We start from the raw sequence: 13,975 nt of genomic DNA on the forward strand, positions 1-13,975 counted from the left end.
CGCTTGGCTGTCGCGCCCTAGTCCGCCCCTTCACATTTGTCAGGGGCGGCTTGCTTTTTTGGAGACATGCATGAAATTTCGTTTCCCTATCGTCATCATTGACGAGGATTTCCGTTCTGAAAATACGTCCGGCCTGGGCATTCGCGCCCTTGCCGCCGCAATGGAAAAAGAAGGCATGGAAGTGCTGGGCGTGACCAGCTACGGCGATTTGTCGCAATTTGCCCAGCAACAATCGCGCGCGTCGGCCTTCGTGCTGTCGATCGACGATGAAGAATTCGGCGGCGGTTCCATCGAGGAAACCGACCACGCCTTGAAATCGCTGCGCGCCTTCGTCGAGGAAATCCGCTACAAGAACGCCGACATCCCCATTTATCTGTACGGCGAAACGCGCACCTCGCGTCATATCCCCAACGATATCCTGCGCGAACTGCATGGTTTCATCCACATGTTCGAAGATACGCCGGAATTCGTCGCGCGCCACATCATCCGCGAAGCGAAATCCTACCTGGACGGCCTGTCGCCGCCATTCTTCCGCGCGCTGGTGCACTACGCCAACGACGGTTCCTACTCGTGGCACTGCCCCGGCCACTCGGGCGGCGTGGCGTTCCTCAAATCCCCGATCGGCCAGATGTTCCACCAGTTCTTCGGTGAAAACATGCTGCGCGCCGACGTCTGCAACGCCGTCGAAGAACTGGGCCAGCTGCTCGACCATACGGGTCCTGTCGCCGCGTCCGAGCGCAATGCGGCGCGCATCTTCAATGCCGACCATTGCTATTTCGTCACCAACGGCACGTCGACCTCGAACAAGATGGTGTGGCACTCGACCGTGGCGCCAGGCGACATCGTCGTCGTCGACCGCAATTGCCACAAGTCGATCTTGCATTCGATCATCATGTGCGGCGCCATTCCCGTGTTCCTGATGCCGACGCGCAATCACCTGGGCATCATCGGCCCTATCCCGCTGCATGAGTTCACGCCGGAAAGCATAGCCCGCAAGATCGAGGCCAATCCGTTCGCGCGCGAAGCGAAAAACAAGAAGCCGCGCATTCTGACCATCACGCAATCGACCTACGATGGCGTGATCTACAACGTGGAAACCCTGCGTGAAATGCTGGACGGCAAGATCGACACCCTGCACTTCGATGAAGCATGGCTGCCGCACGCCACCTTCCACGATTTCTACAAGAATATGCACGCCATCGGCAAGGACCGTCCGCGCGCCAAGGAATCGATGATCTTCTCGACCCAGTCCACGCACAAATTGCTGGCCGGCCTGTCGCAGGCTTCGCAAATCCTCGTGCGCGAATCGGACACGGTCAAGCTGGACCAGGACGCCTTCAACGAGGCTTACCTGATGCACACCTCGACGTCGCCGCAGTATTCCATCATCGCCTCGTGCGACGTGGCCGCGGCCATGATGGAAGCGCCGGGCGGCACGGCCCTGGTGGAAGAATCGATCATGGAAGCGCTCGATTTCCGCCGCGCCATGAAGAAGATCGACCAGGAATGGGGCCAGGACTGGTGGTTCCAGGTGTGGGGTCCGTCCAGCTTCAACGACGAAGGCATGGGCCAGCAGGAAGACTGGATGATACGCGCCGAGGACGACTGGCACGGCTTCGGCGACCTGGCTCCCGGCTTCAACATGCTCGACCCGATCAAGGCGACCATCGTCAACCCGGGCCTGTCGCTGGACGGCCAGTTCGGCGACACGGGCATCCCCGCGTCCATCGTCACCAAATACCTGGCCGAGCACGGCGTCATCATTGAAAAATGCGGCCTGTACTCCTTCTTCATCATGTTTACCATCGGCATCACCAAGGGCCGCTGGAACACCCTGCTGACCGCGCTGCAGCAGTTCAAGGACGACTACGACAAGAACCAGCCGATGTGGCGCATCCTGCCGGAATTCGCGGCGGCCAATCCACGCTACGAAAAAATGGGCTTGCGCGACCTGTGCCAGCAAATCCACGATTTCTACAAGGCCTACGACGTGGCGCGTCTGACGACGGAAATGTATCTGTCGGACATGATCCCGGCCATGAAGCCGTCGGACGCCTTCGCCAAAATGGCGCACCGCGAAATCGAGCGCGTGGCCATCGACGAACTGGAAGGCCGCATCACGTCCATCCTGCTGACGCCGTATCCACCGGGCATTCCACTGCTGATCCCGGGCGAACGCTTCAACAAGACCATCGTCGACTACCTGCGCTTCGCGCGCGACTTCAACGAGCGCTTCCCGGGCTTCGAGACGGATGTGCATGGTCTCGTGAAACGCGAAGTCGATGGCAAGCGCGGATACTTTGTTGATTGCGTGAAATTGGATGAGAACGTCTAAAGACGTTGACGTTCGTTGAACTTCATTAAATAGCGCCGCCTGATACAAATCAGGCGGCGTTTTTCATTTTATGCACTACCGCGCACGCTTGCGCCAGATCAAACGGCCGGGGTATCGGACTCCTAAGATGGGCCACTCGTGCCCTCGTGATGGCTGGCATATGACGCTCAAGGTGTGGCTGGAAATCATGCAGCAGGCGGCGGCTGGCAGTGGCGCCTTGCTGATGACGGCCTTGAAGCAGGCTCAGGTAACTATAGCCAGGCGGCACGATGGCGAGGTGGACGCAGCAGGCATCGTGCTGTTTGGCGAGGCCGATGCCGCGCTGCTGCAAGCGCTGCCGGCGCTATGCCACCATGCCCGCGTGCTGGCCATTGCCGCCTGCGGCCTGCCTCCCAGCTGCGCGCAACAGCGCGCCCTGCTGGCGGCCGGAGCGCTCGATGTGCTGCCGTGGCCGGCGGGCAGCATCGATGCGGGCCAGGTGCTGGCGCGCCTGCAGCGCTGGCAAGCCGTGGCGCAGCTGCTGGCGTCCGGCGCCGTGCGCCAGCAACTGGTGGGCGACAGCGCGGCCTGGACCGCCTTGCTGCACCAAGTGGTGGAAATGGCCGCCTTCAGCCAGGCGTCGATACTGATCACGGGCGAGACGGGCACGGGCAAGGATTTGCTGGCGCAACTGGTCCACCGCCTCGGCAACTGCAGAGGCGACTTCACCATCCTCGACTGCGCCACCCTGTCGCCGGAACTGGCGGGCAGCGAACTGTTCGGCCATGAACGGGGCGCGTTTACGGGCGCGGCGGCGGCGCGCGACGGCGCGTTCGCCCTGGCCGACGGCGGCGTGCTCTTCCTCGATGAAGTGGGTGAACTGCCGCTGCCGCTGCAGGCGCAGCTGCTGCGCGCCATCCAGGAGCGCAAATACAAGCGCGTGGGCGGCAATACCTGGCAACCGACCCAGTTTCGCCTCGTCTGCGCCACCAACCGCGAACTGGAGCACGAAGTGGCGCGCGGCGCCTTCCGCGCCGACCTGTATTACCGCATCGCCGGCTGGCGTTGCCAGACACCGCCCCTGCGCGAGCGCCAGGACGACATCCTGCCGCTGGCCCGGCATTTCCTTGCCGAGCTGGCGCAGCGCCCTCCCCCTCCAATGGACGCGGCCGTGCGCGAATACCTGCTGCTGCGCGACTATCCGGGCAATGTGCGCGAACTGCGCCAGACGGTCACGCGCATCTGGCACCGCCATTGCGGCCCCGGCCCCATCACCATCGGCGCCCTGCCGCCCGACGAACGGCTGCTGGCGCCGCTCTGGCCCGACCAGCACTTCGAAGCGGCCGTGCGGCGGGCTCTGGCCCAGGGCTGCAAGCTGTCGCACATCACGCGCTGCGCCACCGACACGGCCATCCGCCTCGCGCTGGCCGAGGAACACGGCAACAACCAGCGCGCCGCCGCCCGCCTGGGCGTGAGCGACCGCGCCCTGCAGATACGCCGCAAGGCGGCCGCCTGCGCGGAGCAAGCCGCTACTGCCGCGACACCGCCGGCGGTCTTTTGATCTGCATCACGCCAGCCCCGCCACCGCAAAAAATTGCCGCCCGTGATCAACGCCGCATCAAGCGGCGGCAATCCCAGCAACTCGATCTTGTGCAATTCCAGTCCCGGATGCAGCCACGGACCGTCCGAGCCGAACAGGACCTTGTGCGGCCCCGCGCGACGCGCGGCCTGCTGAAGCAAGTCGTAGCGGCGCACGCCCAAGCGGTCCGTATGGATATTCGGGTGGCGCACAAGGTGGTCGATCAGCGCCAGCAATTCGGCCGCGGCCACCTCCCCAGCCGGGTCGTACGGCACGGGCATGCCGAAGAAGCGCGCCGCATCGCACACTGCGCCGCTGATGCGCGCGTCTAGCCGTCGCCGGGACCCGCATGACAGTGGCAATCGATGATCATGTGGCCGCACTATTGCCAGTCGCCCATGACGACGATGCGGTTGCCGCGCCGGCGCCAACGCCCGCTTTCCTCTTCCTGCTGCGGCGCCGGCGAGCGAAAATGCGGCAATTGCTGGTGCAGGGCCCGCGTCAGCGCGCTTTCCACTGCGCGCGTGCTGCCATCGCTGTCACCGGCCAGGCGCGCCGCCTGCCCCGCGATGCGCACGAAACGGCGCGCCAGTTCCAGTTCGCGGTCGGCCGCCCCCCCGCTCTCCGCCTCGCTCTCCATCTCCAGTTCCAGCGCATTGCTGGCCGCGCGCCCCAGGGCCGAGCCGAGCGCCGTGCCCACGCCCGGTATCGGGATCATCGAACCGAGGGCGCCGCCGACAAAGGGCAAGGCCGTCCTGGCCACGGCCTTCAAGGCGCCGCCCAGGGGCTTGGCCACCTTGGCGATGCCCGAGCCCACTTTCCTGACACCCTTCCACACGCTCTTGAAGACATTGCCGAGAAATTGTTCCAGTTCCTCTTCACTGGACACTTCCAGCAATTCCATGGCCAGCTGCAGCTCTTCCTCTTCGCTGAAGACGGCCGGCACACGCTCCTTGCCGGGCCAGTCCTGGCCGAATTCCAGCACTTCAAACGCGGCGCCGGCCCGCTGCCGGCATTGCGCGCATGCGCAGTCGAGTTGGTGCATGATGGTCTCCTTCACGGTAGCCTAGGTCCACATTTCGCCGAGCACGGCCAGTTCCAGCTCACGCCGCTGGTTGGTCAGTACGCCGCGCTGCTTGGTGAACATGTCGTCGTGGATACGCCGCTCGATGCGGCGCCGCTGCGCCTCCGAGGACAGGGGCGCCACGTACACCTGGTGCGTGCTCAGGTCGACGCCCATCATCTGGCCGCACAGCCGGTGCTGCAACAGGCGCCGGTGCAGATCGTCCGTCTGGCCGCTGTAGGCGCGGCGGCGTCCGCCCGCATCGAATTCGATCACGTACAGGCCCGGTCCCCGGCCATGCGGATCGCGCAAGGCCGTGGCGAGCGTCCCCAGCGCCTGGTAGCGCAAGGCGGCCGCTTCCGGCACCCGCCCCAGGGTGCCGGCCAGGGTCGGCGGGACTTCGCCCTGTTGCCGGTCATCGTCCTGCCCCGGATCTGCCCCCTGGTCCAAGCCCTGGTCCAGGCCCTGCTGGTCGTCGAAGGCCGGTTCCGGCACGGCATAGACGGGCCGATAGATGGCCGGGTAGACGGGCGCATAGCCGCCCCAGCCCCGATAGCGCGGCGGCAGATAAGGCAGGAGCGGCGGCACGGGACGCGGGGGACGGCGTGCCGGATTCGCCTGGTAGCGGGGCGGCATCGGGCGGCGCGGGCCGCGCAGCGGTGGCCGCGCGCGCACGACGCCGCCGTAACGCCCGCTGCCGGGGCGCGAGCGCTCGCCTTCCCACTCCGACTCGGACTCAAATTCGAGTTCGCCCTCCTGTCCCCATTCTTTCTCCTGCTCCTGTTCCCACTCGTATTCGCCCGCCGCCCCCGCCTGCCCCGCAAAGGGCAGCATTTCAAACGTGTCGTTCATATCGCCTCCTCGTATGATGTTCAAGCAAGTCCATCGCGCGCTCCAGTTGCCCGGACATCTGGTCCGCCCGCAGCAGAAAAGTCAGCGCGCCGGGACCTTCGCCCGCTTGCGCCAGCGCCAGCACGCCCGCCGCGCGCAAGGCTGGCTGCAAATGGGCGCGCCCGGGCAAACGTTGCACGGGGAAGCCGCCGCCCCGGCAAGCGATGCCGGCCGCCGCCATCCCCGTCCGCCATTGCGCCACCCTGTCCGCCAGCCTGGCGCGCAGGGTATCGCCATGGCGCGCATTGAGCGCCAGCGCCCGCCGCGCCGCCGCCAGCACGGCGGCCGAAGGCGGACTGGCATGCACGCGCGTCTGGCTGTGCGCCGCGAAGCGCCGCAACAGGGTGCGGCTGCCGGCCAGCACGGCCAGCGGCACGCCGAAGCCCTTGGCCAGCGAGGCGCCGATGATCAGCGCTTCCCCGTGCAAGCCATGCAGCCGCGCCGAGCCGCCGCCCTGCGTACCCGTCACGCCCAGTACCTGCGTGTCGTCGAGCAGCAGATAGCCGCCGCCCTGCTGCGCCAGGGCCGCATAGCCGGCCAGCGGCAAGACCTGTTCGCTGCCCGGCACATAGCCATCGGCCAGTATCAACGGACGCCGCCCTTGCCTGCCCCAGGCCGCCACCAACTGCCGCAGCGCCGCCATCTCGCCGCTGGGAAACAAGCGCAGCGGCAAGCCCAGCGCCTGCGCCCGTTCGGCGCCCCAACGCGCGATGGCGTAGCTGCCGCCATCGACGAGGATCACCAGCGGCTCGGCAGCGAGCATGCCGAACAGGTCCCAGAACAAATGCAAGGTCGACGGCAGCACGCAGGCCGCCTCGCAGCCTTGCAGGGCAGCCAGCTCCGCGGCCAGCGCTTGCGCGCCGGGCGGCTCGCGCAGCGCGGCCGGCTGGCCCAGGGTCAGGCTGCTCCACGGCGCCAGCGAGGCCGTCGGATGGCGCATGCCCAGGTACAGGGCACTGGTAAAGTCGAGCATGCGCGCGCCCCGCTCCCGCCCTAGACGCTGCGCAGCTGCTGGCTCAGGCGCTGGCGCAGCAATACCGAGGGCATCGTCGCTTCGACCACCGGGTCGCTGCTGTCGACGGACAGGTCCACCCCGGTGGCGGCGCGGTAGCCGTGGATATAGCCCTGCACTTGCGGGCGCCAGAAGCGCGCCCAGTTGAAGGCCTGGGTCGGCTCGTAAATGTCGCTCCAGTTGCCGTAGCGCACGGAGAGCAGCAATTGCTCGCCAAAGATGGCCAGGTTACGGAAGTGCATCACGCTCGTATCCGTCCAGCCCTGCAATTTCTTCATGGCGTCGACCCTGTCCATCCACGGTTCCGGATACGCCACCATCACGCGCGTGGGCAAGAATTCACGGAATTCGGGGCGCGCCAGCATCCATTGCTGCATCAGCATTTCGATGCGCGCCGTCGACGGCAAGTCGCCGAACTGGTTGTGGGCGCCCTGCGACAGGATCAGGTGGATTTCTTTCAAGGCATTGAGCACGGGGAAGGCGTCGGCCTTCACGGTGGTATCGTCATCCTGCTTGTAGAACGAAGTCAGCAGGCGCAGCAAGTGGTGGAAGGCCTCCAGGAATTTGGAGCGGCTATCGGCTGGCCGGAAGTGCTGCACTGCCTTGCCGTCCAGGCGCACACCGTAGTGATGGTCATACTCATAGTTCCGGCGCATCACGGTCAGCCGATGCTGTTCATCCTGCGTGTATCCCCAGAGTAAATTATTCAGCGGACGCAGCATGTCGATTTCCGTGTTCGACAAGGGATCGAGATGGTGGCCCGGCGCGCGCAGGTTCTGGAAGCGTTGCGCGATGGCGTTCATGGTTTGCACGAGCATGCCCTCTTCGTGCCAGTACGACCAGATCAGTTCCAGCAGGCAGGGATTGGCCAGCTTTTCCTGGATGATGCCAAAGCACAGGTCCACTTCGCCTTCCTGGCCGCGCGGGATGCTGATGGGAATGTCGGGCAGCTTGCGGCGGATCACGGCCAAATACGGCAAGGTCTGGAAGCCGTCGATGTTTTCCAGGTAGTCATTGCGCAGCACGGTTTCCAGGTCGCGCCCCTGGGGGATGTCGCGCCGGTCCAGGTAGGCATTGTCCTCGGCCGGATTGAAGGCCAGCGGCTGGTTCAACACGCCGCAGTTGACCATCACGAACGCTTCCGTCGCCACTTTCAGCACGCGGTAGGAATCGGCATCGGAAAACGGCAGCGCGCGGCGCTGCTTGAGCTGCTGGAACATCTCCGTCTTTTTCACGAAGCGTTCCTGCTCGAAGCCGCGCACGCTGGCCAGGTCGCCGCAAAACAGGCTGTCCATGAAATGCAGGTAATTCGTAAACGACATCGCCTCGGTGCTGTTGCGTATCAAGGTCCACAGCGGCAAGTCTTCCGTCGGCTCCGTTTCCGTGCGCGTCAGCGAGACGCCGACATTGCCCGAGATGGGCTGCGGCTGGCGCTCTTCCGTCTCGTATTCCGCATCCAGCGCCAGCATGGCGTTCGGACTCAGCCCTTCCGGCACGGGCAAGGCGCTGCGCAGTTCGGAGCGCTGCGACAGCATCATCTGCCCCAGGAAACGGTGCACGCCGGCGCGCCGCACTTGTGTGGCAAACGCGTTTGCCGCGCCGCGCACGGGCACCCATGGCGCGGCGGCCAGCACCTGCACCTGGTCGCGCCCATCGGCGCTTTGATCGCCGTCAAACGAGACGGTGGCCACGGCGCGGTCGCCCACCCTGCCGAAATGGCAGTCGCTGGGTTGGCAATCGGCCGTTTCGAACGCCAGCGTCACTTGCGGGTTGATCTGTGGCTGGAAGCACAGCACGGCGCTGCAGCCGGCCTGCACCGTCACGCACTGGGGCGCCGTGACGGGGAAATTGCCATACACCCCCACGTAGCTGCCCGCCGCCAGGTCGGCAAACACGGTGCCGCCATGCCCATCCGTCCAGCGCACACCCACCAGCATGGCGGGATCGGGCACCCAGGTGGCGGCATTGAACAGATGGCAATCGGCATCCATGCCCCGGTACAGGCTGATGGCGGCATTGACGACCATGGCCCCGCTGTCCTGCTCGTGCACGGTGACTGCGATGCTGCCGCCATGGTGTTTCGTGCCCGCCTGGCCCGCCCCCCCGCTCCTGCTGCCCATCTTTCCACCCATTTTGCTGCTCATCTTGCTGCTCATGTCATTCTCCTCAATGGATAATCAAACGGCCTGCCGGACTGGCGGCCATGCCGCACGACATCAGCACACAGCTCCGACGTGTCCAGGGTGCTGCGCAGGGCCCAGTGGGTCAGCAAACGTCCCAGCAGCTCGCTTTCATCTTCCGGGCTCAAGGTGCCGCTGGCGCGCGCCTGGCCCAGCACGGCAAATACCAGGGTCGGCGCGGCCTGGTACATCTGCGCCGGCGCCAGGGTCCAGCTGCGAAACAGCTGCGCCAGCATGGCCGGCTGGCGTGTCTGCACGGCCATGGCTTCGACCAGCGAGCCGCCGCGCAAGGCAGGCGGCCGGTGCTGCGCCAGCAGGCCGACCAGGGCCGCCATGCTGGCCTGCAACTGCTCCAGCAGCCGCTGCTGCCCCGCAGGCAGCCCGGCCAGCGGGTAGTAGGATAGCCACAGCTGTTCCAGCCGGCTCCATTGCGGATGCGGATACAGGGCCCGCCCCATGGCGCAGCTCAGGCGTACCCGCAGCCAGGGCACCGGGTGGGGATCGTCGACATTGAGACGGAAGACGAACACGCGCGGCAGGCTGACGACGCCGATCAGGCCCAAGGTGGCCGCCACGCCGACCCGCGCCAGCGACCAGAAATCGGCCACGATCTCGGAAATCCACCGCTCCCACAGCTGCCACACGTGGACATGGCCGCTGCCGCCGTGCTGCATGGCTTGCAGCACGGGCCGCAGGGACGCCACCAGGTCGAGCAGCGCCGCGCCCTGGTGGCCTACCTCGTGCACGAGCGACGAGGCGATGCTGCTGCCTATCATGCGTTCGCGCGGCAGGCGGATGATGGCGACGGGATTGTCGCCGCCACCGGGCAGGCGCGTGCGCGCGCGGCGGATGGCCGCCCCCGGTCCCCGGTCCAGGTAGCAGATCACGGGCGGCGCCTGGAACACATCGCCGGGCAGCGCAAGCGCGTCGGCGGCGACGATGTCGAGGCCGGCCAGCCACACGCCCGTCTTGTGCTCGCTGCGTTGCGTGATGACTTCGTTGAACAGGTCGAACTGGGTCAGCGCGGCATTGAATTTCAGGCGCAAAAACGTAAAGCGGCGCTGGGCTTCGGCGGCCGTGGCCATGCTGGCGCCGTCGGCGTACTCGCGCCGCAACCACGACTGGAACTGGGTCACCATGCGCCGCAAGGCGCGCCGCCCCTGCACGAGCTGGCTTTCGATGGCCGACTGGGCGCTGGGCATCAGGGCCGCCGCCAGTACCGTCGGCTCGATCAGCGCGAATGGTTCCAGCCGCGCCAGCCGCGTCAGCAGCGAGCGCGCCTCCTGCGCCAGCATCCAGGCAGCGTAAGCGCCGATGGCCATGATGTCAGACGCCGTACAGGACGATTTTGTGACCCTGGCGCGCCCAGCGCCCGCTGGACTGGCGCATGGCGCCCTGGCCCTGGCCCTGGCCGCGTCCGCCCCCCTGCGTCATGCCGCCGCCCACACCGGCACCGCTGCCGCCCTGCGTGGCGACCTGGCTGCCGGCGCGTCCCAGCAGGCCGGGCGCGAACTGGCGCGCCGCCGCGCTGGCGGCCGCCTGGGCGATGGCGCGCGGGTCGCCCGCACCACGCGCCTGGGCGGCGCGGTTGACGGTGTCGGCGGCCAGGCGCACGAACTGCTTGGCACCCTCGAATTCGCGGTCTTCATTCGACGATGATTCCGCTTCCAGTCCCAGCGCATTGCCGGCGGCCGAAGCCAGGCCGCTGCCGATCTTGGCGCCCAGCGGGCCGCCGAAATAGCCGCCGATGGCGCCGCCGGCCAGGGGAATGGCCTTTTTCGCTACGCCCTTGAGCACGCCGCCGATCGCTTGTCCCACGGGCGACTTGATGATGCCGCCCGCCACCGAGGCGGCCTTGCGCAGGAAATTGCCGAGAAACTGTTCCAGTTCCGCTTCATTGCTGACCGACAGCAGTTCATTCGCCAGTTCCATCTCCTCGGCCTCGGAAAACATGGCGTTCGCGCCACCCTCGCCGCTCCACTCGCCCTGGCCAAACTCGAACTGCTCCGCTTCAAAGCCGGACATCTCCTGCCCGTATTCCAGGGTCGTACGATCCAAGTCATGCATGATCAGCTCCTCAAAGTTATCACCTCGGTTGGGACTACCTTGCCGGACAGACTGGCCGTCCGGCTAACAATCGAGCACGACGATGTGCCCGCCTTCGCGGCGCCAGCGGCCACCGTCTCGCCCCGACGTTTGCGCCGCCTGCCTGAGCAAGCCTGGCGCCACGCTGCGTGCCACTTGCAACAGGGCCGTTTCCACCCGCGCCCTCGGTGCGCGGGCGCCCGCGCCGCCGTCCTGCGCCAGCGCCGTATTGACGGCATCGATCAGATGCACGACCTGGCGCGCCAGTTCGAATTCCTTGTCTTCCGGGCTCAGTCCTTCCAGTTCCATGCCGAAGATGCGGGCGGCGCGTCGCTTGAGCGCCTGCGGCGAACCGCCGTGCAGGGGCAGCAGCGGCGCCAACACCTTGCCCAGCAACTGGCGCAGCGGCCCTTCCAGCGGCGTGCCGCGCACTTGCCGACCCGCCGCCGTGGCGTCCAGCTGGCGTGCCAGGAAAGCGTCGAACTGGGCCGGCGTCTGCAATTCCAGCAACTGCGCCGCCAGCGCCAGCGCATCTTCCTGCTGCAAAGGCAGCACGCCCGGCACTTCCGGCAATTCCATTTCGGGACGATAGGCGAGCAGACGGCTGGTCATGGCAGGCTCCGGCAAGACGACAAGGGAAGGCACGCGGCCCATGCCCTGTTGTCGCAAGGGCCGTGCCAGCACAGGGCCAGGGGCAGGAAGCGGGTAGCGGCGAACGGCGTTTCGCCGATGGCGTAAAAACCATGGTTTCCGGCGAAGCAGTTTTCGCTCTGTCCATGAGCTTTCGAACAAGCTTAATTGGCAGGAATGATTACGTCGTCTATCTGCCACAGTGCCCGCGATCGGCAAATAAATATTTTTCATTTTCAAAGAATAAAGTTCGGGCTACAGCACCCAAATCGCTCCCAACGCCATGCCAACGACAGGCAAATAAAAACGTGGCCAACACGTAAATAGTTAATTGAAAACAGGTTTTTGGTAGCTAGGGCCTACAATAAACGGGCTAGAATTTGATTGCCTGAGAGAAACTAAATGACTGACCCTACTTTGCGCCGCTTGCTGGCCATCACATTGTTCAGCCTGCTTTCCGCCTGTGGCGGTGGCGGCGACAGCAACACCGGCTCCGCCCAGACCCCGAACGTCTCGGTCGTGCCGCCAGCGACCGCCGTCCCCAGCGATCCGGCAGCCCCCGGTACCGGCACGCCAGGCGACACCATTGCGCCGCCGCCCCTGACCACGCCCCCGGCCAGCCAGGCTGCCACGACCTTCACGCGCCAGGAAGCGTCGCGCTTCCTGGGCCGCGCCACGTTCGGCCCCGATATGGCGGCCATCGATGCGCTGGCCGCCAGCGACAGCGATGTCTGGTTCCGCGCGCAGTTTTCCAAACCGCAAACCTTGCATCGGAAATATATCGACGCCATGCTGGCGGCGCAGGCCGCCGGCGGACAAAAAGTGGGGTTTACGAGGGTGTATGAAACGTTCTGGCAGCAGGGCATACGCGGCGAGGATCAATTGCGCCAGCGCATGGCTTTTGCCCTGTCCGAAATTTTCGTTATTTCCATGCAAAATGAATCCGTGCGGCCGCAGGTACGTGGCGTGGCCAGCTACTACGACATGCTGGGCCAGCATGCTTTTGGCAACTTCCGCGACCTGCTGGAAGGCGTGGCCCTGCATCCGATGATGGGGCTGTACCTGTCCCACCTGCGCAACCAGAAGGAATCGGCCACGCGCACGCCCGATGAAAACTTCGCCCGCGAAGTGATGCAACTGTTTACCATCGGCTTGTACCAGCTGAATGCGGATGGCAGCCTGAAACTGTCCGGTGGCAAGCCCATCGACACCTACACGCACGACGACGTGGCGGGCCTGGCTCGCGTCTTTACGGGCTGGAGCTGGGCCGGTCCGGACCAGAGCGCCACGCGCTTCTATGGCGGCACGGCCGATCCCGACCGCGACTGGAAGCCGATGCAGAACTACGCGGCCTACCATTCCAGCGGCGACAAGCGCTTCCTGGGCCAGAGCATTTCCGGCGCCAGCAGCGGCCAGGCCGACCTGAAACTGGCGCTCGATACCCTGTTCAACCATCCCAATGCGGGACCGTTCTTTGCCCGGCAATTGATCCAGCGCCTGGTCAGCAGCAATCCCAGCGCCGCTTACGTGGGCCGCGTGTCCGCCGCGTTTGCCAACAATGGCAGCGGCGTGCGCGGCGACATGCAGGCTGTCATCCGCGCCGTACTGCTCGATCCGGAAGCGCTGGCGCCCGCCGGCACGACCTTGCGCACAGGCAAATTGCGTGAACCCCTGCTGCGCCTGGCAAGCTGGATGCGTGCCTTCGATGTCAAGCCCGCCAGCGGCCCCTACAGCATTTACTACCTCGACGATCCGTTAAACGGCCTGGGACAAAGCCCGTTGAACCCATCCTCCGTATTCAGTTTTTTCCGGCCCGCTTATGTACCGCCCAATTCCGCCCTGGCCGGCGCAGGCCTGGTGGCGCCGGAACTGCAGATCACGGCTGAGCCATCGGTGACGGGCTATCTGAACTTCATGCAGGAAGCCATCAATAGCGGCGTGGGCGAAAGCCGTGAAGTCAAGCCCGACTACACGCGTGAACTGGCGCTGGCCACGGACACGGCCGCCCTGCTCGACCGCATCAACCTGCTCATGATGCACGGCAGCATGCCCGCCAGGCTGCGCGGACAAATCCTGACCGCCGTCAACGGCATCAGCATCCCTGCGGCCACGGCCAGCAATGCCGCGCAAGTCGCCACGGCCCAGGCCAACCGCGTCAAGCTGGCCATTTTCCTGACCATGGCCTCGCCGGCCTACCTGGTACAAAAGTAAGAGCGCCTCC

General features: G+C 65.7%; 11 protein-coding genes. 4 read left to right on the forward strand and 7 right to left on the reverse strand.

Features of this window, described 5'->3' with window-relative positions:
* The first annotated feature begins 70 nt into the window (after positions 1 to 70).
* The 3 genes from BLU39_RS02640 to BLU39_RS02650 all read left to right on the forward strand — a co-directional run bounded on the left by BLU39_RS02640 (position 71) and on the right by BLU39_RS02650 (position 4,225).
* Entirely contained in the window at positions 71 to 2,335 is a 2,265-nt protein-coding gene (locus BLU39_RS02640; RefSeq protein ID WP_034755510.1) for an arginine/lysine/ornithine decarboxylase, read from the forward strand.
* Between the two features lie 160 nt (positions 2,336 to 2,495).
* Entirely contained in the window at positions 2,496 to 3,875 is a 1,380-nt protein-coding gene (locus tag BLU39_RS02645) for a sigma-54-dependent transcriptional regulator (RefSeq protein WP_254788864.1), read from the forward strand.
* Positions 3,872 to 4,225, forward strand: a complete 354-nt coding sequence (locus BLU39_RS02650) for a hypothetical protein (protein ID WP_092709276.1) — start codon at positions 3,872 to 3,874, stop codon at positions 4,223 to 4,225. The genes BLU39_RS02645 and BLU39_RS02650 overlap by 4 nt, the downstream gene beginning before the upstream one ends.
* Positions 4,226 to 4,275: 50 nt before the next feature.
* Here the strand turns inward: BLU39_RS02650 and BLU39_RS02655 are convergent, their stop codons facing one another.
* The 7 genes from BLU39_RS02655 to BLU39_RS02685 form a co-directional block, all read right to left on the reverse strand.
* A complete protein-coding gene (locus BLU39_RS02655; RefSeq protein WP_092709279.1) occupies positions 4,276 to 4,938 on the reverse strand; it encodes a hypothetical protein in 663 nt (220 codons plus the stop codon).
* A 21-nt stretch (positions 4,939 to 4,959) separates the two neighbouring features.
* The gene (locus BLU39_RS02660) at positions 4,960 to 5,808 is read right to left on the reverse strand and encodes a GIY-YIG nuclease family protein (protein ID WP_092709282.1); all 849 of its coding nucleotides are present in this window, start codon (positions 5,806 to 5,808) and stop codon (positions 4,960 to 4,962) included.
* On the reverse strand, positions 5,792 to 6,820 hold the full coding sequence (locus tag BLU39_RS02665; RefSeq protein WP_092709285.1) for an aminotransferase class I/II-fold pyridoxal phosphate-dependent enzyme: 1,029 nt from the start codon (positions 6,818 to 6,820) through the stop codon (positions 5,792 to 5,794). Before BLU39_RS02665 ends, BLU39_RS02660 begins: the two co-directional genes overlap by 17 nt.
* A 20-nt stretch (positions 6,821 to 6,840) precedes the next feature.
* A complete protein-coding gene (locus BLU39_RS02670; RefSeq protein ID WP_092709289.1) occupies positions 6,841 to 9,015 on the reverse strand; it encodes a hypothetical protein in 2,175 nt (724 codons plus the stop codon).
* Positions 9,012 to 10,361 carry a hypothetical protein gene (locus BLU39_RS02675; RefSeq protein WP_092709292.1) on the reverse strand — a complete coding sequence of 450 codons (1,350 nt, stop codon included), beginning with the start codon at positions 10,359 to 10,361 and terminating at the stop codon, positions 9,012 to 9,014. Before BLU39_RS02675 ends, BLU39_RS02670 begins: the two co-directional genes overlap by 4 nt.
* A gap of 4 nt (positions 10,362 to 10,365) precedes the next feature.
* Positions 10,366 to 11,106: a hypothetical protein gene (locus BLU39_RS02680; RefSeq protein WP_092709295.1), complete on the reverse strand. Its 741-nt coding sequence runs from the start codon at positions 11,104 to 11,106 to the stop codon at positions 10,366 to 10,368.
* A gap of 63 nt (positions 11,107 to 11,169) precedes the next feature.
* Complete coding sequence (locus tag BLU39_RS02685) at positions 11,170 to 11,736, reverse strand: hypothetical protein (protein ID WP_139178131.1); 567 nt, start codon at positions 11,734 to 11,736, stop codon at positions 11,170 to 11,172.
* A gap of 420 nt (positions 11,737 to 12,156) precedes the next feature.
* Here BLU39_RS02685 and BLU39_RS02690 point away from each other — a divergent pair, with 420 nt between their 5' ends.
* Positions 12,157 to 13,965, forward strand: a complete 1,809-nt coding sequence (locus BLU39_RS02690) for a DUF1800 domain-containing protein (protein ID WP_092709301.1) — start codon at positions 12,157 to 12,159, stop codon at positions 13,963 to 13,965.
* Positions 13,966 to 13,975: the final 10 nt, after the last annotated feature.

Source organism: Janthinobacterium sp. OK676 (assembly GCF_900103595.1).
Lineage (GTDB): Bacteria > Pseudomonadota > Gammaproteobacteria > Burkholderiales > Burkholderiaceae_D > Janthinobacterium.